The sequence below is a fragment of the Corynebacterium camporealensis genome (assembly GCF_000980815.1).
Taxonomy (GTDB): Bacteria; Actinomycetota; Actinomycetes; order Mycobacteriales; family Mycobacteriaceae; genus Corynebacterium; species Corynebacterium camporealense.
Genome location: NZ_CP011311.1, coordinates 727925 through 752746 on the forward strand (window position 1 = coordinate 727925; position 24822 = coordinate 752746).

Below are 24822 nucleotides of genomic sequence, written 5' to 3' on the forward strand. Positions count from 1 at the left end.
TATCTGACACAACACCCAACACAAGGGTGCGAGACTAGGATGTCTCAGAAGTTTGTCGGTGGTTCATAGCGGCAGGGAAACGCCCGGTACCCATTCCGAACCCGGAAGCTAAGCCTGCGTCGCGCTGATGGTACTGCACTCGGGAGGGTGTGGGAGAGTAAGTTACCGCCGACACTAAACACACACATAACTCAATACGTCGTAGACGGCCGGTCTGAACACCACACGGTGTTCGGGCCGGCCGTCTTTTCGCAGTTTTAGATCCGCTTCAACTGGGGCTACTGCCGCAAGTTCCCGACGAATCCTTGGACTTTAGGGTCCTGGGATTGGCATGAGTTGTCAGGAACTTTCACTTACAGTAATCGGATTCGGCCTTATGGCTGAGTTGTTAAAGCCACAGTGACTTTAAGTATCGGGGTACCTGGGTGGTGTGAAGGTAAAAGAAGAGCCGGTGCGGGGTGCACCGGCTGGGGGGAGGAGGTCGTTAGGCGAGTAGTCGCTTGACGGCTTCTTTGAGGACGTCTGGTTGCTTGCAGAAGGCGAAGCGTACTTTGGTGTGCCAGGGTTCCGGCTCGTCGGTGAAGGCGGTCAGCGGGATGGCTGCAACACCTTTGGTTTCCGGTAGTTTGCGGCAGAACTCGTCGGCGTCTTGGTGGACGTCGGCGACGATGTAGTAGGTGCCGTTGGTATCAAAGATGTCGTAGCCGGCCTTGGTCAGTCCCACGGCGAGGATATCGTGGCACTCTTCGAGTTCTGTGACCATGTCTTTGAGCCAGTTGTCTTCTTCAGTAAGAGCATGGGCAACGGCGGGTTGGAATGGAGAACCAGAAACAAAGCTTAAGTACTGCTTGGCGGCGAGAACGCCTTCGAGGAGCTTAGGGTCAGCGATGGCCCAGCCGGTCTTCCAACCAGTGCAGGCGTAGCTCTTCGCAGCAGAAGAGACCTTGATGGTGCGGGTGTCCATTCCCGGGAGGGATTGGATGCTGACGTGTTCGCTGCCGAAGGTGAGGTGCTCATAGACTTCGTCGGCAAGCACGAGCAGGTCGTTGTCGACGCAGACACTCGCGAGGTCTTCCAGGGCTTCCCTAGTAAACACAGACCCGGTGGGGTTGTGCGGGGAGTTGATAACGACCATGGCGGTCTTATCGGTAACAGCGCCCTTGATAGCGGGGACGTCGAGGTCCCAGGTGTTACCGACTTGCTTGAGAGGAACAGCAACGCGGGTAGCGCCAGCCAGGGCAGTGGCGGCGGCATAGGCGTCGTAATAAGGCTCAATCACGATGACTTCAGAGCCAGGTTCAACTAGTCCCAGGACGGAAGCGGCGATGGCTTCAGTCGCACCGGCGGTCACGGTGATGTGATCGTTTGGGACGTTGTAGTGCTGGGAGATGGCATCGATAAGCACGGGCTGCCCGCGCAGTGGAGGGTATTGGTTGTTGCCTTGGGCGATTTCCTCGCGGGCAATCTCCAGCATGCGTGGTGGGCCGTCCGAGTCAGGGAAGCCCTGGCCGAGGTTTACGGCATCGTGTTCTACGGCGAGGCGGGAATAGGTCGTAAAGACGGTTTCGGTGAAGTCTTGGAGTCGTTTAACAGTCATTTAGAGCACCAGCAGATCGTATCGAGTGGCCTTGACGTCATTGAGGCGCTTGCGGGCACGCTCCAAGCGATTCCACTGGTCATCAGGGACGGCCTTACGAGCAATGGTGACAGTTTCAGCATCCGGGGTACCCCATGCGATAGGCATTGGGGTGATTTGCTGCCAATGGTCAGAACCTTTGGTCGAGCGCTGACCAGATACTGCAGCGACCGGAATCTTGGTACCCACGGTGCGCTTGCGCAGGCCCGGGATGCGGGAGACAGTACGCAGGCATGCGCCCCAGCGAGGCGGGAGGTTCGGGTCCACATTGGTGTTGACCAGAGCCATGAGCACCATGTCGCGCTCGTTGACCTCAGCGATTACTGCCGGGGCGAGCGGGTAGGTGTCGTAAAGCTCCTGTGCGGTACCGACCTTACGGGAGGCAACTACGCCGATGATGGCGACGATAATGCCAAACAGGATCATGCCCAGGCCAATGGTGAAGGCCCAGGCGGCGTCTACTCCCATCCACAGCGCGGCACCGCCGACTACGAGGAGCAGTCCGAGTACTAGACCGGAGTTCCGCAAGCGCGCAGAGTCGCGCAGGAGTTCGTTGTTCTTCTTCGCAAAGGCCTCATCGACCTCAAACTTAAAAATCTTCATCAGGTCACAAGTCTACTGCGTCCACCAGGCGATACGCATAACCTTGTTCGGCCAAAAAGCGTTGGCGGTGCAATGCGTACTCTGCATCGATGGAATCGCGCGTGACCAGCGTATAAAAGGCTGCTTCGCGTCCATCAGCCTTCGGGCGCAGTAGGCGGCCAAGTCGTTGTGCTTCTTCTTGACGGGAGCCAAAGGAACCAGAGACCTGGATGGCCAGGGCTGCTTCGGGTAGGTCGATGGAGAAGTTTGCGACCTTGGAAACCACCAACGTGTTGAGCTCACCGGCGCGGAATTGGCTAAAGAGCTTCTCGCGGCGGGTAGTCGAGGTGCGCCCGTCGATAACTGGTGCGCCGGTATGCTCTCCGATTTCTTCCAACTGATCGACGTAGGCACCAATGATGAGTGCCTGTTGGCCCTTGTGTTGCTCGAGCAGCTTATCGACGCACGCCAGCTTCGCACTTGCCGATGCCGCCAGGCGATAGCGTTCCCTAGTTTCGGCGGTTGCGTAGATCATGCGCTCGTCGGGCGTCATATCCACGCGGACCTCGACGCAGTCAGCGGTGGCGATGTAGCCGGCAGATTCCAGTTCCTTCCAGGGCGCGTCGTAGCGCTTGGGGCCGATAAGGGAGAAGACATCGCCTTCGCAGCCGTCCTCGCGAACGAGGGTGGCGGTCAGTCCTAGTCGGCGACGGGACTGCAGGTCTGAGGTAAGTCGGAAGACCGGTGCGGGAAGCAGGTGGACTTCGTCGTAGATAATAAGGCCCCAGTCGCGGGAGTCGAAGAGTTCGAGTGCGCGGTATTCGCCCTTCGTTTTACGAGTAACGACCTGGTACGTGGCGATGGTGACCGGCTTGATTTCCTTCTTCTCACCGGAGTATTCGCCAATTTCTTGTTCGGTGAGACTTGTACGGCGCAGGAGTTCGTCGCGCCACTGACGACCAGCGACGGTGTTGGTGACCAAGATGAGAGTGGTGGATTGAGCCTTGGCCATGGCGGCGGCGCCCACCAGGGTCTTGCCGGCACCACACGGCAGAACCACAACGCCGGAACCGCCAGCCCAGAAGGAATCCGCGGCTTGGGTTTGATAGTCGCGCAGTTCCCAACCGGACTCATCGAGAGAAATGGGGTGGGCTTCGCCATCGATGTAACCGGCGAGGTCTTCTGCAGGCCAGCCCACCTTGAGCAATTCTTGTTTGAGTCGTCCACGCTCTGAAGGTGGCACGGCAAAGGTTTGATCGTCGATGCGCTGGCCGAGCATCTCGCCGATCTTTTTGTGACGGCGTAGCTCTTCCAAGATGGCAGGTTCTGCAGAATCAAGGACTAAGCCATAGGCCGGATGGGCTTGGAGGCGAACGCGGCCGTAGCGGGACATGGTCTCGGCGACATCGATAAGCAGTGCTTGGGGCACGGGGAAGCGGGAGTAGCGCTCGAGGACATCGACGACCTGCTCGGCATCGAAACCAGCAGCGCGGGCATTCCACAGCGCGAGGGGAGTAATCCGGTAGGTGTGGATGTGCTCCGGGGCGCGCTCGAGCTCTGCGAAGGGAGCAAGCGCCAGGCGTGCCTCTGCGGCCTGCTCATGGTCGACCTCGAGCAGGACAGTCTTATCCGATTGGACGATCAGCGGGCCGGGCATTAGTCCTCCTTCAGCTCAACGCTGGTGATGCGGTGCAGTGGAAATCGCAGCGTAGCACCATCGGCAGTGTGCGCGTCTACTTGGCCACCGCTGACCGACAGTGGGGTGACCGTCCGGAACTGGGTTTCCCCATTTTTGTTGGCATAACCGATGCGCACCTCGCGCTGGCCGCGGGCGGCAGCTTGCACGAGGTCCAAATCTACCTCGGCAGGCGCCGGCGCATTGGAGCGGCGGATGGCCTGGACTGCTGCAGTGATATCGGGTGCAGGCTTCGTACGCCGCGGTGAGGGCGTCGGCACGGTCGCTGGCTCGGGTGCGACATTGAGGCTGGCACCGCTGGCATCCTCGGCAGCAGGGGAGAAGCCGGCCTCGCGCAAGGCGTTGAGTAGTCGTGCCGTTGGCATATCCGAGATAGCTACGGTATCTGCTAGACGACGCAGCTCCGGAAGCGCATGGCACGCCATTTCCAGTAGCGCGGGGTCTTGGGAACGCAGATAGGACAGCGCTGGACCTGCACGCAGGGTGCCGTGGCGCTGGGAAACTTCGTCGATGTAATAGCTAACCGTCTGCGGCACCTCGGGTGAGTGAGTTGTGAAGAACTCGTGGATTTCGGCGGCGGTGTAGCCGTAGTCGAAACCGCGGCGCAGCGAGGCTTCGCTAATGCGGTACACGCTGGCCAGACCGGGTGATTCCAAGTCAGCTACGGCTTCGAGCTGTTTGTGGATCTCAGCTGGCAGGGGACCAGGAACCAGCACAGTCATGTCATTTTGCATGATGAAGCCGTTGACGGTTTCTGGAGTTAAGCGCGGTGCGGCGTCGACTCCTTCCAACAAGATGGCAGTGGGACGCCCTTGTGCCACGGCACCAATCCACTCGGCTTCCTCGCGCAGGCCCTCGATAATTTCCGGAGGGGTGAGTGCGGCAAAGATAGGGGAGGCGAAAGCGAGATCCTCGCGGAACTGCTCAGGGCTAAGCGCCTCAGCAGAATGGGCGTAGACGGCTAAGACCGTGCGTCGATATGCCACCAGCTGTGGGTGCTGTAGTTGTGGGGAGAGAATCTTCTCTTCTCCCCAGGGGATCCAATGGGAGTGCTTCCAGCCTTCCAGTAGATGCTGCCATTGCTCGCCAAGTTCTAAGTCAAGCCAGTCCTGGGCTGCTTCGGTGGGAGCCAGGTAGTTGCCCTCAAAGCTTTCCGGTTCACCGCGTCCCAACAGACGTGCGCCGAGGCCGAGGCACAGAAGGTGGCGGAGGTGGGCATCGGAAAGCTGTAGCTCCTTCGCCAACTGGCTGGCAGGCCGCACACCTAAAGTCTTGTCCTTGAGCAATTCCTTGGGATTATCGCCTAAGGAGGAAAGCACGCGCTGCATATCGCGCACCACGGCCAAGCCTGCGGCGGCACCCGCATCATCAACGGACTTCTCCGCAGTAGGGGTGCCCTGGCGACCGGAAGGTTCCGGGTTCAGCTCCAGCTGGGGAAGAGCTGGCATGACTTCTTTGGGGATCATGACCTCCCCGAAAGCCAGGCCACGTTCCTTCAACTGCGCGGTGATGTCTGGCTGGGTGTCGGTGACCTCTTCGAGTTCGCCGCCTCGTTCTGCGATATCCCGCAGAGCGGCCAACTGGGCAGCATTGCAGCGCGCTAAGGCACGGCTAATCGAGTTGCGCAGCAGCAAACGCGTGGACAAAGGGGCAATGCCCGGGGGAGGTGGAACGGCTGCATCGGGACGATGACGAAGCAGAGTTTCGAGCTCTTCATCGCTGTGTTGGCTAAGCCACGTGCGAAAATGCGGACGGTGTGACGAATTGGTCATGATGGGGTTCAAGTTTAGTTCCCAAACGAGTTACTTTTTGTTGCGGGTTTTGGAATAATAGGGGCTATGTCGAATGAGAAGAAGGGCTTCGTATCCCCGGCTTGGCCGAAGAACGAACATCGCGAGCATGCAATCACTGAAATCTCTGCACCGTTTGCGGGCGCATCCAGCCCCTTCGGCGATGACCTGGTGCTGCCAATTCCAGCTGAGAAGCTGAATTACGTGCACCCATACACTCGCATCAACCGCTAAAACCGGTTAGCGGGGTCGGCTGAGGCCACCCAGCCAGGGGGAGGACAATTGTGCGGTCCTCCCCCTTTTAGCGATCGTTGGTAGAGGGAGTTACCAACGTTGGTTGTGGGTGCCAACGAACGGGGTGGAGAAGTATCCCACGATCAGCAAAGCGCCGAGAGGAAATCCTCCCGGCGCTTTCTTTATGCCTTATTAAGCAACGCGCTCAATCAGCTCAGCGATTGGATCGATGACGTTGCGGTTAGCCTTGTAGAAGGCGTTGAAGTCGTGGCGGTTAGCCTTGTAAGCCTCGGTCAGCGGTTCCGGCAGCTGCAGGCCGTAAGCAGCAGCGGTGTCCTTGACCAGGTTGTACAGGGCGTCGACAGCCAGCTCATCGGAGGACTGGGAAGCAGCCTGCTGAACCGGTGCCGGTGCGGAAGCCGGTGCGGACGGTGCGGTGCGCGGGGTCGGTGCGGAGTTCAGGCCCAGCTGTGCGGAGCAAGCCGGCCATGCGCCCCAACCCTGACCAGCCAGGGTGCGCTCTGCAACGACGATCTGCTGCTCGCGGGTAGCCTGGTCTGCGGTCGGTGCGAACTCGCCGCCACCGTATGCCTGCCAGGTGGAAGCAGAGAACTGCAGACCGCCGTGGTAGCCATTGCCGGTGTTGATGGACCAGTTACCACCGGACTCGCACTGTGCGAGGCGGTCCCAGTCGGAATCCGGAGCTGCAGCAGCGTTCGGTGCCAGGATGGCAGCAGAAGCACCAACGGCTACGGTGCTGGCCAGAAACTTCTTTGCAACGGAGTTCTTCTTAGCGGAGTGGCGTCCCATTAAAGTATTCCTCTTCTCTAGGTTTCCTCGCGCCGACGTTTCGTCCAGTCCAGTAAATGATGTGCAAGTTCTCGTTGACCGTTTCTCCAAAGCCCGGACTGTGTGGAGGGCGAGACTTTGTGAAGCGGTCGAATGCCTGCGGACAACAGTAACGGTTTATAACGAAATAGTCACGCTAAGGGCACGGTTTGGTGCATGGTGTTACTGGTGTGTTCAAGTTTTACCAGGTCACAGCGTAAATGTGAGTTACATCACGCATGTTATAGTTGTTGTTACTGTGACTTTGTAGGGACTCAAGCTTTGGATTTTTGAACAGTCCGTCTATGCTTGTTCTTTCGTTTCTTATCCCCGGGCAGACAGAAAAGAGGAAGTGCGCATGCCAATCGGTAAAGTCAGGTGGTATGACGCGGACAAGGGGTTCGGTTTTGTCAGCAACCCCGGCAGCGAAGACGTCTACGTTGGCCGTAACGTGCTGCCCGAGGGCGTCGACGAACTGGTCCAGGGCCAGCGTATCGAATTCGATTTCGCAGCCGCGCGCCGCGGTCCGCAGGCACTGCGCGTGAAGATCCTAGAGACCCCACGCCGCCGCAACACCCCATCGCGCAAGCCAGAAGAACTGGGCAGCATGCTCTCTGACGTCATGACGATGCTCGAGCACCACGTCCAGCCGTCCTTGAGCAAGGGCCGCTACCCAGACCGCAAGACCGGCCGCCAGGTAGCAAGCATCCTGCGTGCCATCGCAAAGAATTTAGATAGCTAAAAGCGCGGGCCATAAAGCCCACGCTTCAAACAAATAGCGCCGCTCCTGTAGGGGAGCGGCGCTTTCTGTTTTGCTGGACGCAGTCGTTGTAAGGCGGCGTCCGCTGGTCGACAGCGTCCGTTTATTCGGTGGCGTCTTCGGCGTTGTCCGCGTTTTCTTCTGCTGCTTCCTGGGCTGCTTCTTCGGCGGCCTTGGCAGCTTCTTCTTGGTCCTCTTCAGACATGGTGGACAGCGACCAGACGGTGCTAAATGGGGTTTCTTCTTCAGACATGGTGGACAGCGACCAGACGGTGCTAAATGGGGTTTCTTCGCCGTTGTCGTCGGTGCCGACCATGAGTGCGGAGACTTCGACGACCATCAGGCGTGGGCGTTCACCGGTGGAAGCTTCAATCGGGTCGACAGAGCCTGGAATTTCGACGAAGTCGGTGTCGTAACCGCCGTGGACGGTCTCATCATTGGCAGCCGGATCATCGTAGATGGTCAGTACCTTCCACTCGTGATCGTGGATGGCTTCCGGGATATCGAGGCGCAGGGTCTCGTCTTCGCCGACGATGAGGTTAGGAACCTCGCCTTCGGGGCATTCCACGCCCGGCTGGCAGACCAGGTACGGCGAGATTTCCTTGCTCTCGTCACCGACGCTGGCAGTAATGGAGACCTCTTGTGGCTCCGGGCCGGGACGGGAGTTCCACCAGTTCTGAAAGACTACGACGCCGACCACGATGATCACCACGGCGATGATCAGTGCGAGGATCTGCAGCAGCGACCTTTTCCTTGCTTCCTTGCGCGTTGCCATAGGTAAAAACCTTACTCGAAGCTCACTTTGTAGATGTCATCCCACCGCTTGCCGGTAATCCAGAACTCATCGGTGCCAGGAATGTGGGCAATGCCGTTGAGCACATCGTTGGGATCGGTATAAGCAGACTTATCGATGTCGCCAGTATTAATTAGTGCAGTAATCGCACCGGTATCGGGATCGATGCGGATGATGGAGTCATCCATCCACACGTTGGCGTAGACCTCGCCATCGACGCACTCCAGCTCATTGATGTTATCGACAGGATCACCAGCCATGGTGACTTCCACTGGGGCGCTGACTTCGTCGAAGGTGTCTGGATTCACGAAGCGGAGGTTGGAGGTGCCATCGGAAAGCGCGAGCTTATCGCCCAGAGAACACAAGCCCCAGCCTTCGCCGTCGTAGTCCGCGCGAGCAGTTTCTTCGAAGGTCTCTGCGTCGTAGCGCACGGCGGTGCCGGCTTTCCAGGTCAGCTGCCAAATGGAGCCTTCGTGCTGAGTAATACCTTCACCGAAGAATTCCGGGTCCATATCGACAGACTGGGAGGTGGTTTCCTCACCGGGAGTAAATCGGTAAAGTCCGGAATCACCGTACTGGCCCGTGCCCAACAACAGGTCGCCGTTGTCATCGACTTCGAGGCCTTGGACGAAGGCATCATCGGGAAGCGGCACCGTATCAATGACGCGGGCGTTGAGCTGCTCGATATCCTCGGCGCTGGTGGCCGCCTGTTCGGTTGAAGCAACGTCCGTTGCTTCGACGGCCCCGTCGTTAGCGTTGTTGGCGGATTGTTCAGTGGAACAGGCCGTCAACGCGAGGGAGGCGGCGGTCAGGCCAGCGGACAACTTCAATAGAGAACCCATGTACTGCATTGTGCACGATGTGTTGAATAATGAGGAACGTGACTAACCGGAAGAAGCAAACCCACCCCCTATTGAGTGATAAGGCGGTCGACATCGCCCGGGAGGCTTTACAGGAGCTGGGCGAGGGCGGCATCGGCAAGCATATTGGCGTCGCTGGAATGACTGCCACGAGTGCCACCCACCGCTTCCGTGCGGACATGCCTGGTTATCCCGGCTGGGAATGGCAAGCAGTCTTAGGCTGCGCGCCGAACAGTTCTTATGTGACGGTCAGTGAGGTCGCACTGGTGCCCGGCGGGCAGGCGCTCCAAGCCCCGGAATGGGTGCCGTATTCCGACCGTTTGCGCCCCGGTGACTTAGGCCCGGGGGATTTAATGCCGCCTGCGCCTGACGATGAACGCATCGCCGACGGTGAATTAACTAAGACAGGCTGGAAGCAAGCAGAGAAACGTTGGCGCGATAAGTTTGGGCCGAATACGAAGATGGCTGCCAAAGCGCCACTGCAGTGCAAGACCTGCGCTTTCTTTGTGGAATTCCGTCAGCCCTGGGGCGTGTGCGCTAATGAGTTATCCGCCGATGGTCGGGTGGTGCACGGTACGTATGGCTGCGGTGCGCACTCGGAAACCCGGGTCAATGATGAAAGCCAGAACACGGATGTGGCCTACGACGACGAGAAGCCGATTTACTAGATTTTGAAAACTCGGTATTTAAGGGAGAAACTAAATGCGCACTATTTCTCTCGTTAGTTTCTAAGGGGCTTGTCCGTGAACAAGGTTCTTGACCGCTATTTTCATATTTCCGAACGCGGTTCGACCATCGGCACTGAGGTGCGCGCCGGTACGGTGTCGTTCTTCGCGATGGCCTACATCATCCTGCTGAACCCACTGATTTTGGGCACGGTTGCCGACGTCAACGGCACCACCCTGGGTGTTCCGCAGGTGGCTGCCGCCACCGCACTGGTTGCCGGTGTGATGACCATTGCCTTTGGTGCTATTGCGAAGTACCCCTTCGCCTTGGCAGCTGGCCTGGGCATGAACACCTTCGTTGCGGTGACTGTCGTGTCCACCCAGGGCGTGACCTGGGCAGAGGCCATGGGCCTGATCGTCATCGAGGGCCTTATCATCGTGGCCCTGGCTGTATCCGGTTTCCGTACCGCGGTCTTTAATGCCATTCCGCACTCGATGAAGGCTGCGATGGGTGTCGGTATCGGCATGTTCATCGCCATGATTGGCTTCGTTGACGGTGGCTTTGTCACCCGCGTGCCGGATGCCGCAAACACCACCGTGCCAGTCGGCCTGGGCATTAACGGCTCGATTGCGACCTGGCCGGCACTGGTCTTCGTCTTGGGCCTGATCATTTGTGGTTTCTGCGTTATCCGCAACGTCCCCGGCGGTCTGTTTGCCGGCATCGTGGTCACCACGATTGTCGCGATGATCATCCAGGCCTTCGTCGATTCCGAGAGCTGGAGCATGGCTACTCCGGAACCGCCGAGCTCGCTGGGCGGTATGCCGGACCTGTCCATTGTGGGCAACGTGGATCTCTTCGGTGCCTTCGTCAACATCGGTGTGCTCACCGCAGTCCTGCTGACGTTCACCCTGTTGCTCACCAACTTTTTCGACGCGATGGGCACCATGACTGGTTTGGGTCACCAGGCCAAGCTGACTGATGAGAATGGCAACCTGCCGGAGATGAAGAAGGCCCTGGTTGTTGAAGGCTTCGGTGCCGTTGCTGGTGGTCTGGGTAATACCTCGTCCAATACCGTGTTCGCGGACTCCTCGGCCGGCATTATCGACGGTGCACGCACTGGCTTGGCCAACATCGTTACCGGTGTGCTGTTCCTGCTGGCGATGTTCCTCACCCCGCTCTACGAGGTTGTCCCGATGGAGGCCGCCGCACCGGTGCTGGTCATCGTCGGTGTGATGATGGCTAGCCAGCTCACCGAAATCGAGTGGACCCGCCTGGATATTGCCATCCCGTCCTTCCTGACCATCGTGGTCATGCCCTTTACCTACTCCATTGCGAACGGCATTGGCGTGGGCTTTATCAGTTTCGCTATTTTCTCCACCTTTGCCGGCCGCGCCAAGCAGGTGCACTGGATCATGTGGCTGATTGCCGCGCTCTTCGTGGTCTACTTCGGCATGGATCCGCTCATGGATGCCATCAACGGCTAACAGTGAACTACGATGTGGTGAATGACTCGCATCCGTATCGCTGACCCTGCAGACCCGCGTCTCGACGACGTCCGCAACCTCAACAAGTCGGATAAGTCGGGCGCGGGTTTTGTCATTGCTGAAGGACATTTGGTCGTCTCCCGTTTGGCAGAGTCGCGCTTTCCGCTGCGCTGCGTGGTGGGCTTTGCCAACAAACTGGATGATTACCTGGAGACCTACGGTGACCCGGGCTGCCCGCTCTATGAGGTGGATAGGGCAACGCTTGCCGATGTCGCCGGATTCGACATGCACCGTGGCCTGGTTGCAGCTGCAGATAGGGCACCTACACCCGCTCTCGAGGAAATTCTCGACAGCGCCCGCACCATCGTGGTGCTGGAAGGCGTCGGCGATCACGAGAACATCGGTGCGCTTTTCCGCAATGCGGCGGGCATGGATGTTGATGCAGTGTTGTTGGGCTCGGGTGCCGCGGACCCGCTCTATCGTCGCTCTGTGCGCGTATCGATGGGACACGTGCTGTGCTTGCCTTTCCATCGCTTAGACGGCGGCTACACCACCTGGCAGCGCTCGCTGGAACAGCTGCGCGAGGCAGGCTTCAAACTGGTGTCGCTGACGCCATCGGAAGATGCTGTGCATCTGGCTCAGGCGTTGAAAGATACTGAGAAGGTCGCCTTGCTGGTGGGCGCGGAAGGCCCGGGGCTGACAGAGCATGCCATGCGGGCTACAGACGTACGAGCCCGCATCCCGATGGCCCCGGGAACGGACTCGTTAAATGTAGCGACCTCAGCAGCGATTGCTTTTTATGAGCGCCAGCGTTCTTTAAGCGACTGGGAGGTCTGAGAAATCCAGCTGCCCACCAGGCGGCCGAGCTTTTTGGTGGTGCGCACGATTTCTTCACCCGTGGAGGTATCACCCGCGGAGTGGTCCTCGTAATCGTCATAGTCGTGTAGCCCCAGCTTGCCGGCAGAGGTCGTAGCCAATTCGCCCACGCTGCGGGTGGAGTTCGGTAGCTCATCGACCTTGGGTTCCGGGCGGCCATCGACGGCATAGCCCACGACATCCAGGTCTGGGCCCTCTGCGTCGATGCTGATGCCCAGCCAGCGGCGCTGTGCTTCATCCATCAGATCGCGTGGTTCAAAGGGAAGAGAAATTCCGCCGAGATCTGGGTTGAGCTCACCGGCCCAGTAAGGGCCTTCGAAGCCTTCGGGAAGGCCGATGTCTTCCAACAATCCAAAGCGGGTGCCGCACAGCGAGCGTTTGAGTTCACCGTCCTGCCAGTGCGCGAAACCGGCGTAGCCTTCCTCCTCATTCAGAGCAAAAGCATAGAGCTCGCGCGCCGGGATGGCCTCCAACAGCAGGGGAGAAAGCTGCGAGAGCATCACGCCCTCTTCCACGACGACGGTTTGAACCACGGTGACCCCGGGGTAGCCGCCGATGTAGAACTCCGCAATGTCAGCTTCTACCGAACGGTTCAGTGGGAACTGCCCAATCGGGGTGACGGGAAAGTTCGGGTTTAGCTGCGCGAGATACTTGCGTCCAAAACCGCGGTCCGCCTTGGGTTCTGCGGCGAGCACATCAGCAGGGGAGTCGGTAGTGACGTACCAGAGAGTAACGATTGCACGAGAGATGTCCATAAAGCCTGCCCCTTAGTCGCGCGGCCGCTTCGTGTTCGAACGTACCCCCAACAGCACATCTTCCCAGTGCGGGGTGACCGCCTTACGACGACGCTTCGCCGGCTTCGGATCCGGGTTCTGCAGGAACTCCTCTTCCTCCTCCGGCGGGCTAGTCGGCTCAGTCAGGTCGGTAATCTCGCTGACATTCTGTGGCTCATCGCCATCGATGGCTTCGTCGTAACGCTCACCGCGTCCCACAGAAGTCAAAGAACGTACCGGCTGTACAAAGTCTGGGTCGGTGAGGTCTGCGGCCACGGAGTTGCGGGCCTCGACGGTGGCCGGGGTGGACATGGACTGCTTAAAGGTCCACTCGGCTTCGTTCTCAGACAGTCCGGACTTCCAAGTAATCCGCACGATCCAGGGCTCACCCTGGTTGCGGAAGGCATCCCAGTCGGCCTCGGACAGCGAGTGGCCGCGGGCGGCAAAGGCGGTAGCCAGGATTTCCCACAGGGTCAGCGATGCCGGGCCATCTTCGCGCACCGGGTGTGCCTGCTTGGCCACTTCTGCGATGCGGTTGCGCTCCAGCATGACTGGGTACGCGAAAGGCTCCACGCGGGATTCGGGAACGCCGAGTTCTTCGGCCAGTTCTTCGGCGGAAGCACCAGCGCGCACGCGATTTTGGATCTCCGACGGGCGCAGCTTGACCGGCTCTGGCTCGGCTTCCTTGGTCTTCGGCGCACCGGCACCACCGGTGGTCAAAGGGGTTGAGGACAGGGCAGAGGCAGTGCTTGCCGATGCCTGCTTGTCCTCAGTATCTGCTGCATCCTCAGCGTTGTCCTGCGACTGCACGAGAGGGCGCAGTGCCTCGCGGACGTCATCGGTGACGGCGAGGCTGAATTCCTCCCCGTCGTCGGTGCGCAGCACCAGGGAGGTTTCAGAAGATTCGCTACTTGCGAGGAAGAGCTCGCGCATGGTCGCTCCTTTTAGCCTGTGTAGGGACCTGTGATGAAATCCACTTTAACCCAGTTGCGGGAGCGACCCGGCGAGATTTGGGGCATGTTGGTCTACTGCTGGTCCAGCAGGTAGTCAATAGCCTTGGTCAGCTTCTCGATGTCCGCTGGCTCAATGGCCGGGAACATACCGATGCGCAGCTGGTTACGGCCCAGCTTGCGGTAAGGTTCGACATCCAGGATGCCGTTGGCGCGCAGCTGCTTGGCCAGTGCGGCAGCATCAACCTTCTCGTCGAAGTCAATGGTGCCCACAACCAGGGAGCGGCCGGCCTCGTCGGAGACAAACGGGGTGGTCTCGTCACGCTGGGAAGCCCAGTTGTACAGAATCTGCGAGGACTCCGTGGTGCGCTTGACCATGCCCTCGAGACCGCCGTTGGCGTTCATCCACTTGATCTGGTTGTCCAGCATCAGCAGGGTGGCGACAGCAGGGGTGTTGTAGGTCTGGTTCTTCCGAGAATTATTCACTGCAGTTTGCAGGTTGAGGAACTCCGGAATGAAGCGATCAGAGTTATTGATCTTCTCGATGCGCTCCAGGGCCTTAGGCGACATGGCAGCCAGCCACAGACCACCATCGGAAGCAAAGCACTTCTGCGGGGAGAAGTAGTAGACGTCCGCCTCGGTCAGGTCTACTGGCAGGCCGCCGGCGCCAGAGGTGGCATCGACAAGCACGAGCTGGTCTGGGTTGTCCGGGTTCGGGCGACGCACTGGCACCATGGCGCCCGTGGAGGTCTCGTTGTGAGCCCAGGCGACCACATCAGCATCGCCGAAATCAGCCTCGAGTGGGTTCGGTGCGCTGCCCGGTTCGTACTCGTTGATGACTGGCGTATCCAGCCACGGTGCCTTGCTGCTTGCCTTGGCAAACTTGGAAGAAAACTCACCGTAGGTCAGGTGAGCGGACTGCTTTTCGATGAGCCCAAAGGTTGCTGCATCCCAGAAAGCGGTAGCGCCGCCGAGGGACAAAATAATCTCGTAGCCTTCCGGCAGGTTGTACAGTTTCGCCAAACCCTCACGGATGGAGCCGACAACGTCCTTGACGGCAGGCTGGCGGTGGGAGGTACCCATGATGGAAGTAGCTGCGGCGGAGACCGCATCGATCTGCTCGGGACGTACCTTGGACGGGCCGCAACCAAAGCGTCCGTCGGAAGGCAAAAGATCAGAAGGCAAAGCAATTTCAGGTTGAGTCATGCGCATAGTGTAGATCAATATCGGTCAACCGTTAGGAAAGGGGTGGTGTATGACGTCGCACTTGAGTGTCGGCGGTGTCACAAAATTTGCTAGAGTGTGAAGAGGTTAAGACTGAAGTCGACAGTTGTGTCGACGCTAACTCTCTGACGAAAGGAACCCACGTGGCTTCTGAGAACAAGGTAACTCTCCAGTACCCCGGCGGCGAGTACGAGATGGACATCAAGCAGTCCACCGAGGGTGACTCCGGTTTTGACATCGGCAAGCTCCGCAACGAGACCGGCCTGGTCACCTTCGACCCGGGTTATGCTGCAACCGGCTCCACCGAGTCGAAGATCACCTTTATTAACGGCGAGGAAGGCATCCTGCGCCACCGTGGTTACGACATCGCGGACCTGGCTGAGAACGCCACCTTCAACGAGGTGTCTTACCTCTTGATTAAGGGCCACCTGCCAAACCAGGAAGAGCTCTCCGCTTTCAATGACGATATCCGTCACCACACCCTCCTGGATGAGGACTTCAAGGCGCAGTTCAACATCTTCCCGCGCAACGCGCACCCGATGGCTGTGCTGGCTTCCTCGGTGAACATTCTGTCCACCTACTACCAGGACCAGCTGGACCCGCTGGATGAGAAGCAGCTCGACAAGGCAACCGTGCGCCTGCTGGCTAAGGTGCCGATGCTGGCTGCTTACGCTTACCGTGCTTCCCAGGGCAAGCCTTACATGTACCCGGACAACAAGCTGAACGCTCGCGAGAACTTCCTGCGCATGATGTTCGGTTACCCGACCGAGGAGTACGAGGTTGACCCGGTCGTTGCTAAGGCACTCGATAAGCTCCTTATCCTGCATGCTGACCACGAGCAGAACTGCTCCACCTCCACCGTCCGCATGATCGGTTCCGCACAGGCTAACCTGTTCGTTTCCGTTGCAGGCGGCATCAACGCTCTGTCTGGCCCGCTGCACGGTGGCGCTAACCAGGCAGTGCTGGAGATGCTGGATGATATCCAGCAGAACAACGACGGCGACGCTACCGACTTCATGAACCGCGTGAAGAACAAGGAAAAGGGCGTCCGCCTGATGGGCTTCGGCCACCGCGTGTACAAGAACTACGACCCGCGCGCAGCCATCGTCAAGGAGACCGCACACGAGATCATCGAGCACCTGGGCGGCGACCCGATGCTGGATCTCGCAATGGACCTGGAGAAGATCGCTCTCGAGGACGACTACTTCGTCTCCCGCAAGCTGTACCCGAACGTCGACTTCTACACCGGCCTGATCTACCGCGCCATGGGCTTCCCGACGGACTTCTTCACCGTCCTGTTCGCCATCGGCCGTCTGCCGGGCTGGATCGCTCAGTACCGCGAGCAGCTTGAGCTCAACACCAAGATCAACCGTCCTCGCCAGATTTACACCGGCGAGACCCTGCGCAAGGTTACCCCGCGTGACCAGCGCTAATTGGGTAGCTGCGGCACCACGATTAGGGCCGAACCGGGCTTTTTCCTTTATAATGAGCAAAGTTCGGTTCGGCCTTTGTTGGTTGGACTACAAACGAAATCCACATTCCCAAGGAGAATAATCCCCATGGATAAGCCTGTAATTGAAGCGCACACTGAGCCGGCGCCTACCGATCTCGTCATTGAAGACATCGTGGTGGGTGACGGAGCAGAGGCGCAGCCGGGCGGTGTCGTTGAGGTCCACTACGTCGGCGTCGAGTACGAGACCAACCAGGAGTTCGACTCCTCCTGGGACCGCGGTCAGTCCATTGAGTTCCCGCTGACCGGCCTGATCGCCGGCTGGCAGGAAGGTATCCCGGGCATGAAGGTGGGCGGCCGTCGTCAGCTCATCATTCCGCCGGAGAAGGCCTATGGCCCTGCCGGTGGTGCACACCCGCTGTCTGGTCGCACCCTGGTCTTTGTTATTGACCTGATTCGCGCCTAACAGCCGCATCATAATCCGCGCTGGAAGCCACGTTTAACCGCGTGCTTTCGGTGGGGATTTTTCTTATATCCCACATCGGTGAATCTTTGGGGCACAATAGAGACATGACTGTCCCCATGACTACTTTCAACGATGACCGTGAGATGCCCCTGCTGGGCCTGGGAACCTACAAGCTGCGCGAGGACGAATGCATCCGCGTAGTCCGCGAAGCCATTGAGATTGGCTACCGCCACTTCGACACCGCCACTTTGTATGAGAACGAAGAAGCCTTGGGCAAGGCACTCAACGACGCTATGGCAGCGGGCGATGTTACCCGCGATGAGCTGTTCATTACCTCCAAGGTCTGGCACACCCACCACGGTGCGGATAAGGTCCCGGAAGCTTTCCAGACTTCCATGGATAAACTCGGCCTGGACTACCTGGATCTGTACCTCATCCACTGGCCGTGGCCGCAGGGCGGAAAGTACGTGGAGACCTTCGACAAGATCGCGCAAATGCAAGGCATGGGCCAGATCGCCTCGATTGGCGTGGCCAACTTCTACGAAGAAACCCTGCAGCAACTCATTGCTGGCTCCGGCATCGTGCCCGTGCTCAACCAGGTAGAGATGCACCCCGGCTTCATGCAGAACGACCTGCGTGAGTACCACCAGGAACACGACATCATCTCGGAAGCCTGGGCACCACTGGCTCGCGGTGTAGTGCTTAATAACCCCGCCATCGAAAAGGCCGCCGAAGCACACAACGCCACCCCAGGCCAGGTCGTGCTCGCCTACATGATGGACAAGGGTATTTCGGTCATCCCGAAGTCCTCCCGCAAGGAACGCCTGCAGGAAAACTTCGACGCCACCAACCTGGATCTCAGCGCGGAAGAAATCGAGGCCATCGACGGCCTCGAGGGTCAAGAAGGCTTCGGCCGCATGTTCAACGACCCGCGCGACTTCCCCGGCGACGAGGGCTAACGACGCGGCCTTTTGGGGGAAGACACTAAGCCGCCTGCGGGCGGCTTTTTGTGATCAAAAATGCGGTAGTGGGGGAGAGGCGCGGGGCGAAAAGCTACCCCTAGAAAAAGAGATGTTTGCCACATTCTTCATTTGCAAACTTTACAGATATGTTTCATTTAATCTCCGGGGGTACTTTGCAAACTTATGAAAAGCCAGGTCGCGACGCGGGTCGGGGGTGGCGAAGGTTTGTTAATGTCAGGAACCTTGGCAATATTTACAACCTTACAATGTGAGCAAGGTAACTTAGCTTGCAGTCGCTGCGCTATAGATCACTTTTGCGTTAGCGAGGTAAGCCCGGCACACCCGCCGGGACGGATAAACAAGGAGAGACAATGGCTGGAGCAAACGCTACACCGCAATCTAAGCGTGAACCCACGGCTGATGATTTCATTGCGATGCGCGATAGCGAGCAGTTCGCAGACCTGCGTAGCACTTATCGCAAATTTGCCTTCCCGATGACTGTGGCATTCTTCGTCTGGTACATCGTGTATGTGCTTGCCGCGGTTTTCGCCCCGGATTTTATGGCAATTGAGGTGTTTGGCGGCTGGAACGTGGGCTTCCTGTTTGGTTTGGCCCAGTTCGCAACCACCTTCATTATCACCTGGATTTATGTCAAGTACGCCAATAAGAATATCGAGCCGAAGTCGGCTGCTATTCGTGAAGAGCTGGAGGGTTAACGATGAATACCATTTACTTAGCTCAAGAAACGAGCGCCGGTAACCCGCTGCTCAACATTTCTGTCTTCGTCATCTTCCTGGTTGTGACCATGGCCGTGGTGCTGCGTGCCGGTAAGTCCACCAAGGAAGCTTCTGATTTCTATACTGGCGGCGGTTCCTTCTCAGGCCGTCAAAATGGCCTGGCAATTTCCGGTGACTACCTGTCCGCCGCATCCTTCCTCGGTATCGTCGGCGCCGTCGCGCTGAATGGTTACGACGGCTTCCTGTACTCGGTTGGCTTCTTCGTCGCCTGGCTGGTTGCACTGATGCTGGTGGCAGAGCCACTGCGTAACGTCGGCCGCTTCACCATGGCAGACGTGCTGTCCTTCCGCCTGAAGCAGAAGCCAGTTCGCGTGGCTGCTGCTATCGGCACCATGTTCGTGTCGCTTTTCTACCTGATTGCACAGATGGCCGGCGCAGGTTCCCTGGTGTCCGTGCTGCTGGATATCCACGACTTCGTCTGGCAGGCAGTCGTTGTCGGCGTCGTCGGCGTTCTGATGATTGTCTACGTTCTGGTCGGCGGCATGAAGGGCACCACCTACGTGCAGATGATTAAGGCAGTTCTGCTGGTCGCCGGTGTGGTTGCCATGAGTGTCATGGTCTTCATCGCCCTGCGTGGCGGCTTCAACACCCTGTTCGACTCCGCAATCACCATGCACGCACAGTCCCAGGAGATTCAGGAGCGCGGCTACGAGGCTACGGACATCATGAAGCCGGGTCTGCAGTACGGTGAGAACCTCACCACCAAGCTGGACTTCATCTCCCTGGGTATGGCCCTGGTGCTGGGTGTTGGCGGTCTGCCACACGTTCTGATGCGCTTCTACACCGTTCCGACTGCTGTTGAGGCACGTCGTTCCGTGACCTGGGCAATCGTTATCATCGGTGCTTTCTACCTGATGACCCTGATTCTGGGCTTCGGCGCAGCCGCACTGGTTGGTCCGGACCGCATCCTGGCCGCACCTGGTGGCGCAAACGCTGCAGCACCGCTGCTGGCACTTGAGCTGGGTGGCTCCATCTTCATGGCAGTCATTTCCGCAGTCGCATTCGCAACTGTGCTGGCTGTGGTGGCTGGTCTGGCAATTGCCGCTTCCGCGTCCATTGCACACGACGTCTACCACGCAGTTATCCGTAACGGTGAGTCCACTGAGGCTGAGCAGGTTCGCGTTTCCCAGATCACCGTGGTTGTCCTGGGCATCGTCGCCATCATCCTGGGCATCCTGGCTATGACTCAGAACGTTGCCTTCCTGGTCTCCCTGGCATTCGCAATGGCTGCATCTGCAAACCTGCCGACCATCCTGTACTCCCTGTACTGGCGCCGCTTCAACACTGCTGGTGCGGTGGCGTCCATGTACACCGGCGTGGCGTCCTGCCTGCTGTTGATTTTCTTCTCCCCGGCAGTTTCTGGTACCCCGACCTCGATGTTCCCGAACGCAGACTGGGCACTGTTCCCGCTGTCCTCCCCGGGCATCGTCTCCATTCCGCTGGCATTCCTGGTTGGCTTCCTGGTTCCGCTGTTCACCAAGCCGGACAACATGGAAGAGCTTTCTGCAGAGATGGAAGTTCGTTCCCTCACCGGTGTGGGCGTGGAGGCTCCGGTCGACCACTAAACACCACAGTCTGGGTAAGATGAGTATTCGTGCCTGAAAGACTAAACAAGCTCAAAGCGGCATCGCGCACCTGCGGTGCCGCTCTTGGCATGTGTGGACTCCTGCTGAGTATCAGCGCTTGTGCTGACAACCCAGCCTTCCAGTCTCAAGCTGCCGACATCACTCCCACCGAGGTTCCCGACGGCAAGCCCGATATCCCTGATCATGTCGGGGAAATCCTCGACGGCGATGAGAAGCAGTCGATTAGCTACTTCCGCATTGACGACAACATGCAGATGGGCTCGCCGAACCAGCGCGAGGAAATCCCGGCGTTAAGCCTGATTAAGCTCTACATCGCTACCTACGTGCTGGAGCACGGCGAGTTCGCCGACAAGTACGAAGCCCTCGACATGGTGTCTAGCTCTTCCGATGAAAGCGCCGAAGAGCTTTTCGATGCCTACCCGGATGCCATCGACATCATCGCCGAAGAATACGGCCTGGAATCAACCAAGGCAGGGGAGACCTGGGGTTACTCAACCACCTCGACGTATGACGTGGTCAGCTTCATTACGCAGCTGAAAGAAAAAGACCCTACCCACCCAGTACTCGTGGCCATGGCGCAGGCGGACAGCATTTCTGCCGACGGCTACCGCCAGAACTACGGCACCGCGAAGTTACAAAACGTCATCGGCAGCAAGTGGGGCTGGTCGAACAACAAGGACCTGCATTCCTCCGTATCTTTCGGCGAGAACTTCGTCGTCGCTGCCAGCTCCTGGGGCAGTGCCCGTGACCTGACTCGCTACGTGCGCAAAGAAATCTCCGTCGACAACCTCAACAAAGCCACCACGCGCTACATTGACGCACGAAAGGGCGAGAAAGTAGAGCCTTTGACTACTACTTCTCGCCCTTCCAAAGAACGCGACGCCGACAAAGACAAAGACGACGATTAACCGTTACCCCGGTGCGGCGTTAACGCCGCACCGCGCTAGCGCCGTACCGCGTTAGCGACGTCTTCTGCGAGTGAAGCTGCACCACGCAGCTGGTCGTTGCTAATCGAGGAACCGTTGTAGGAAATGCCGTTCTGGTTCACGCGCGGCATCTGTGGCAGCCCGTTTTGCTCCAGCTGGGAGCTCAACTGATCCACGGCACCGTAGATGTCATTGCCTGGTGCAGGACGGTTGGGCTGCGATGGTCGCGACGGCTGGGATGGGGTGGAGGGGGCGGCATTCTTACCCGGGAACCACTGTCCCCAGTCGCGGGCGTAGACGTTGTTGATATCTACGGTGACGCCATCAATCTTGCGCTGCTTCGACTGTGGCAGCTGGTGGATGGTAGTGCGCGGGTGGATCTTTCCGCCCGAGCCCCAGTCGTGCATCCAGAAGAACTGGCCGATGCCGTCCTGAATAGCCCACTCAATGGTGTTGTAGTTGCCGTACACACCAGTCTGGTAGCCCGCTGCGGACAAAGCCCTGGAGAATGCCCGCAGGTAAGGGCGAATCTGGTTGGTGTACTGGGCGCGGGATGGGTTGTCATCGATAGCGATGTAGATTGGGCGACCGGTCGGTCCGCCAGCAGCCTTGTGCAGGTTAATTGCCTGCGGTGCATGCACGGCGGCACCTGCTGCGCCCTTGAGCCAGTCGGCGGTGCCGGCGCGGCCGAACTGATAGATCGAGGCGGTAGCCAACCCAACAGCGGCGTTGGCACGGGTTTCCTTCAACGACACCGGCTTACCGGTCATCCAGCTGCGTGCTTCCGGACGGGGCTGGGAGACGTAACGAATCGCACCCATGTGGCCAGCATTCTTAATGGATTGTGCGGAAGGCACGCCCGCAGAAAAGTCGATGATGGTACCGAGAACCGGGCCCAGGGCGGCTGCCTGCGGAGCAGCAGCACCGATAGCGCCGGCGGCAATAGCTACGCCACCGGCCTTGAACAGGCCGCGGCGAGAAAAGGAACGAGACATTAGCTCTCCTCAGAGGGATTAAATAGTCACTACAGTCACATAAGTTTACATCTGTACCGTAGCAGCTGGAAGTCCCAATAGCGCGCAGAGCGCGCATGTCCTTGCTAACGCCAAGAATTTTGTTCGGAGAGATACTCCAAGATGGCCTTCACGCGGCGGTTTTCTTCGGAAGGATCGAGGCGTAATTTCTGGAAGATATTGGACACATGCTTGGCTACTGCGGCGCCAGATACCACTAATTCATCGGCGATTTCTCGATTTGATAGCCCACGCGACATCAGTTCGAGGACCTCGCGTTCGCGCGGGCTGAGCTCCGCTAACCCACTGCGACCGCTCGACATCAAGGTACTTGCTACTTCTGGGTCGATGATGGTTCCGCCATGGGCTATGACATCGAGGGAGCGTAAGAAGTCAGCTACCTCAGAGACCCTGTCCTTAAGCAGGTAACCCGTACCGGCGCTCACTCCCGGCGATGCACGAAAAAGATCGACTGCATGAGCGGGTGCAAGGTACTGACTCAACACCACAATGGCGAGGTCCGGAAATAGCTGCCGCAGACGCAGTGTGGACTGTAACCCATCATCGGTCATGCTGGGCGGCATGCGTACATCGGTAATCACGAGGTCGGGGAGGGTGCTCGATTTGCCCAATTCTTCAACGAGTTCTTCTAGCTCTGGGGCAGTAGCAGCCTGACCAACGATGCCGTGGCCACGGCGTTCCAATAATCCGGCAACACCTTCGCGGAGGAGAGCGGAATCATCGGCAATGACAATACGTAGTGGGTTATCAACGGCCATGGCTAGACCTGCCTATCGTCGGTTGAAGAATGAGAGATTCCCGTTTGCCCACGTTCCAAAAGCAAAGGAATGGATGCGCCTACCCGCGTAGGACCGCCTTGTGGGGAGGTGCAGTCCAATCTGCCACCGAAAGCTTCTAGTCGATCGCGCATGCCGGCTAAGCCGCGCCCTTCAATAAGCCTGGCCCCACCGGGGCCTTGGTCAACGACGTTGATGTGCAAGGATTCATCGGCAGTAAGCAGCACGCTTACCGGTGCACCGGCAGCGTACTTGGCGGCGTTGGTAAGCGCTTCAGTTGTAAAGAAGTAGCCGGCTGCGAGCACCGATGGTGATAGTTCGGGCAGGGGATGGGGTGCAAAGACCGTGACGTGCGGGCCGTACGCCGCAGCAGATTCCTTCACGGCTGCCACCAGATCACGTTCACTCAGTACTTGTGGGTGGATTCCACGGACGGTAGAACGAAGGGCTTTCAACCCGCGGTCGATGTCCGTTTTCGCTTCCTGGATGAGCGCGGCGACATCACCTTCAGCATCCAGCGAGGCCTCACCGAGTTTGATGGTTGCTGCGACCAGATATTGCTGGGTGCCGTCGTGTAGGTCTCTTTCGATGCGTTGACGTTCTACTTCATAGGCATCAGCGATCGCGCGCCGGGAGGCAACAAGCTCGGCAATTTGCTGGGCAGCGGCATCTTCATGCGTTGGTGTCGTTGTGGCCTCGCTCATGCGGCTTGCGTCCGCACGAGCTGTGTGCGTGCGGCCCTTGCGCCGAAATAGCTTGCCCATTGCTTCACTTCGCTTTCATTGACTATGTAGATGACATACTAATGCCTACACGGCAATGCTTTACAGCTTCGGATTGTGGTGGGGTAGTGCCAGCACTACCGCTAAAAGCAATGGTGGCACTATTTAAATGAAAGCGGCGTCAGAGTGAAATGAAGTTTATGGATAACACACTTTCTTTGCTAGATGTCACTAAAGATTTTGGTGGCGGTCCAGTTCTGTCGGGTATTTCGATGACCATCGAGCCGGGAGAAACCGTTGCCATCATGGGGCCGTCCGGTTCGGGCAAGTCCACGCTGTTGCACTGCATGTCCGGAGTGCTCAAGCCCACCCACGGTGAGGTGCGCTTCGGTCCGCAAGTCATCAGCACGCTTTCCGATGGCGACCGCTCCCACCTTCGACTGTCCTCCTTCGGCTTTGTCTTCCAGGACGGCCAACTCCTCCCGGAACTCACCGCACTCGAAAATGTCGCTTTGCCCGCCATGTTGAACGGAATGAATCGCTCTAAGGCAAAGCGCAAAGCACAGGAATTGTTGGACCAGATCGGTCTGGGAGAGTTGGCTGACCGTCGCCCCGGCCAGGTATCGGGTGGTCAGGCACAACGCATCGCAATCGCTCGTGCACTGGTCACTGAGCCAGCCGTCATCTTCGCTGATGAGCCCACCGGCGCTCTCGACCAAGCAACTGGTCACGAGGTCATGCAGATGCTCAGCGCCATGGTGAAGAGGACCGGCGCGGCGCTGGTCATGGTCACCCACGACGCCAAGGTTGCCGACTGGATGGAGCGCCGCGTGGAAATCCGCGATGGCATCATCCATGACGATCGTGTGGTTGGTGGTATCCGATGAAGCTATCGACACTCACCTGGGACCTACAAAAGTCAGGTATTCAAAACCGCAGCGGTAATGGAAC

At 58.6% G+C, this 24822-nt stretch carries 25 protein-coding genes and 1 rRNA gene; 13 read left to right on the forward strand and 13 right to left on the reverse strand.

What is annotated here, in order from left to right; genetic code table 11:
* Positions 1-54 precede the first annotated feature (54 nt).
* Positions 55-174, forward strand: a 5S ribosomal RNA gene (gene rrf / locus UL81_RS03420).
* 310 nt (positions 175-484) lie between these two features.
* Here the strand turns inward: rrf and UL81_RS03425 are convergent.
* The 4 genes from UL81_RS03425 to UL81_RS03440 are packed head-to-tail and all read right to left on the reverse strand — an operon-like array spanning position 485 to position 5686.
* Entirely contained in the window at positions 485-1597 is a 1113-nt protein-coding gene (locus UL81_RS03425; protein WP_035107072.1) for an aminotransferase class I/II-fold pyridoxal phosphate-dependent enzyme, read from the reverse strand.
* Positions 1598-2239 (reverse strand): DUF3239 domain-containing protein, encoded by a 642-nt coding sequence (locus tag UL81_RS03430; RefSeq protein ID WP_035107073.1) that lies wholly within the window; start codon positions 2237-2239, stop codon positions 1598-1600.
* Positions 2240-2243: 4 nt separating this feature from the next.
* Positions 2244-3875, reverse strand: coding sequence for a DNA repair helicase XPB (locus UL81_RS03435; RefSeq protein ID WP_046453263.1), 1632 nt, complete (start codon positions 3873-3875; stop codon positions 2244-2246).
* On the reverse strand, positions 3875-5686 hold the full coding sequence (locus tag UL81_RS03440; protein ID WP_035107074.1) for a helicase-associated domain-containing protein: 1812 nt from the start codon (positions 5684-5686) through the stop codon (positions 3875-3877). The genes UL81_RS03435 and UL81_RS03440 overlap by 1 nt, the downstream gene beginning before the upstream one ends.
* Positions 5687-5752: 66 nt before the next feature.
* On the opposite strand from UL81_RS03440, the gene UL81_RS03445 reads away from it, so the two are divergent.
* Positions 5753-5938 (forward strand): hypothetical protein, encoded by a 186-nt coding sequence (locus UL81_RS03445; RefSeq protein ID WP_035107075.1) that lies wholly within the window; start codon positions 5753-5755, stop codon positions 5936-5938.
* 192 nt (positions 5939-6130) lie between these two features.
* Here UL81_RS03445 and UL81_RS03450 read toward each other — a convergent pair whose 3' ends face one another.
* A complete protein-coding gene (locus UL81_RS03450) occupies positions 6131-6748 on the reverse strand; it encodes a resuscitation-promoting factor Rpf1 domain-containing protein (RefSeq protein ID WP_035107077.1) in 618 nt (205 codons plus the stop codon).
* 376 nt (positions 6749-7124) lie between these two features.
* Between UL81_RS03450 and UL81_RS03455 the strand changes: the two genes are divergently transcribed.
* Entirely contained in the window at positions 7125-7508 is a 384-nt protein-coding gene (locus UL81_RS03455) for a cold-shock protein (protein WP_035107078.1), read from the forward strand.
* Between the two features lie 121 nt (positions 7509-7629).
* Here the strand turns inward: UL81_RS03455 and UL81_RS03460 are convergent, their stop codons facing one another.
* Together UL81_RS03460 and UL81_RS03465 are read right to left on the reverse strand one after the other, a co-directional pair.
* Positions 7630-8301, reverse strand: coding sequence for a DUF2771 domain-containing protein (locus UL81_RS03460; protein WP_082099162.1), 672 nt, complete (start codon positions 8299-8301; stop codon positions 7630-7632).
* A gap of 11 nt (positions 8302-8312) precedes the next feature.
* Positions 8313-9161: a glutaminyl-peptide cyclotransferase gene (locus UL81_RS03465; protein WP_046453264.1), complete on the reverse strand. Its 849-nt coding sequence runs from the start codon at positions 9159-9161 to the stop codon at positions 8313-8315.
* Between the two features lie 29 nt (positions 9162-9190).
* Here UL81_RS03465 and UL81_RS03470 point away from each other — a divergent pair, with 29 nt between their 5' ends.
* The 3 genes from UL81_RS03470 (at position 9191) to UL81_RS03480 (ending at position 12166) form a co-directional block, all read left to right on the forward strand.
* Positions 9191-9847, forward strand: a complete 657-nt coding sequence (locus UL81_RS03470) for a DUF3027 domain-containing protein (protein WP_035107079.1) — start codon at positions 9191-9193, stop codon at positions 9845-9847.
* 75 nt (positions 9848-9922) lie between these two features.
* Complete coding sequence (locus UL81_RS03475) at positions 9923-11329, forward strand: NCS2 family permease (protein WP_035107081.1); 1407 nt, start codon at positions 9923-9925, stop codon at positions 11327-11329.
* A gap of 21 nt (positions 11330-11350) precedes the next feature.
* A complete protein-coding gene (locus tag UL81_RS03480) occupies positions 11351-12166 on the forward strand; it encodes a TrmH family RNA methyltransferase (protein WP_046453265.1) in 816 nt (271 codons plus the stop codon).
* Here UL81_RS03480 and UL81_RS03485 read toward each other — a convergent pair.
* The 3 genes from UL81_RS03485 to serC form a co-directional block, all read right to left on the reverse strand.
* On the reverse strand, positions 12127-12960 hold the full coding sequence (locus UL81_RS03485) for a DUF6928 family protein (protein ID WP_046453266.1): 834 nt from the start codon (positions 12958-12960) through the stop codon (positions 12127-12129). The two genes, UL81_RS03480 and UL81_RS03485, sit on opposite strands and share 40 nt — an antisense overlap.
* Positions 12961-12972: 12 nt before the next feature.
* Positions 12973-13911, reverse strand: a complete 939-nt coding sequence (gene sepH, locus UL81_RS03490) for a septation protein SepH (RefSeq protein ID WP_035107083.1) — start codon at positions 13909-13911, stop codon at positions 12973-12975.
* Between the two features lie 92 nt (positions 13912-14003).
* Positions 14004-15134 (reverse strand): phosphoserine transaminase, encoded by a 1131-nt coding sequence (gene serC, locus UL81_RS03495; RefSeq protein ID WP_046453651.1) that lies wholly within the window; start codon positions 15132-15134, stop codon positions 14004-14006.
* A gap of 161 nt (positions 15135-15295) precedes the next feature.
* Here serC and UL81_RS03500 point away from each other — a divergent pair, with 161 nt between their 5' ends.
* The 6 genes from UL81_RS03500 (at position 15296) to UL81_RS03525 (ending at position 21321) form a co-directional block, all read left to right on the forward strand.
* Positions 15296-16585 (forward strand): citrate synthase, encoded by a 1290-nt coding sequence (locus UL81_RS03500; protein ID WP_035107084.1) that lies wholly within the window; start codon positions 15296-15298, stop codon positions 16583-16585.
* A 126-nt stretch (positions 16586-16711) separates the two neighbouring features.
* The gene (locus UL81_RS03505) at positions 16712-17068 is read left to right on the forward strand and encodes an FKBP-type peptidyl-prolyl cis-trans isomerase (protein WP_035107086.1); all 357 of its coding nucleotides are present in this window, start codon (positions 16712-16714) and stop codon (positions 17066-17068) included.
* A gap of 116 nt (positions 17069-17184) precedes the next feature.
* Complete coding sequence (locus tag UL81_RS03510; protein ID WP_236684502.1) at positions 17185-18027, forward strand: aldo/keto reductase; 843 nt, start codon at positions 17185-17187, stop codon at positions 18025-18027.
* A 374-nt stretch (positions 18028-18401) separates the two neighbouring features.
* Positions 18402-18746, forward strand: a complete 345-nt coding sequence (locus tag UL81_RS03515) for a DUF485 domain-containing protein (RefSeq protein WP_035107089.1) — start codon at positions 18402-18404, stop codon at positions 18744-18746.
* A gap of 2 nt (positions 18747-18748) precedes the next feature.
* On the forward strand, positions 18749-20392 hold the full coding sequence (locus UL81_RS03520; protein WP_046453267.1) for a solute symporter family protein: 1644 nt from the start codon (positions 18749-18751) through the stop codon (positions 20390-20392).
* 29 nt (positions 20393-20421) lie between these two features.
* Positions 20422-21321, forward strand: coding sequence for a hypothetical protein (locus UL81_RS03525; RefSeq protein ID WP_046453268.1), 900 nt, complete (start codon positions 20422-20424; stop codon positions 21319-21321).
* Between the two features lie 35 nt (positions 21322-21356).
* On the opposite strand, the gene UL81_RS03530 is transcribed toward UL81_RS03525, so the two are convergent.
* The 3 genes from UL81_RS03530 to UL81_RS03540 form a co-directional block, all read right to left on the reverse strand.
* Positions 21357-22334, reverse strand: a complete 978-nt coding sequence (locus tag UL81_RS03530; protein ID WP_035107090.1) for a DUF1906 domain-containing protein — start codon at positions 22332-22334, stop codon at positions 21357-21359.
* A gap of 104 nt (positions 22335-22438) precedes the next feature.
* Positions 22439-23131 carry a LuxR C-terminal-related transcriptional regulator gene (locus tag UL81_RS03535; protein WP_035107091.1) on the reverse strand — a complete coding sequence of 231 codons (693 nt, stop codon included), beginning with the start codon at positions 23129-23131 and terminating at the stop codon, positions 22439-22441.
* Between the two features lie 2 nt (positions 23132-23133).
* Positions 23134-23853: a sensor histidine kinase gene (locus tag UL81_RS03540; RefSeq protein ID WP_035107390.1), complete on the reverse strand. Its 720-nt coding sequence runs from the start codon at positions 23851-23853 to the stop codon at positions 23134-23136.
* A gap of 218 nt (positions 23854-24071) precedes the next feature.
* Here UL81_RS03540 and UL81_RS03545 point away from each other — a divergent pair, with 218 nt between their 5' ends.
* Positions 24072-24758: an ABC transporter ATP-binding protein gene (locus UL81_RS03545; protein WP_035107392.1), complete on the forward strand. Its 687-nt coding sequence runs from the start codon at positions 24072-24074 to the stop codon at positions 24756-24758.
* Positions 24759-24822 lie beyond the last annotated feature (64 nt).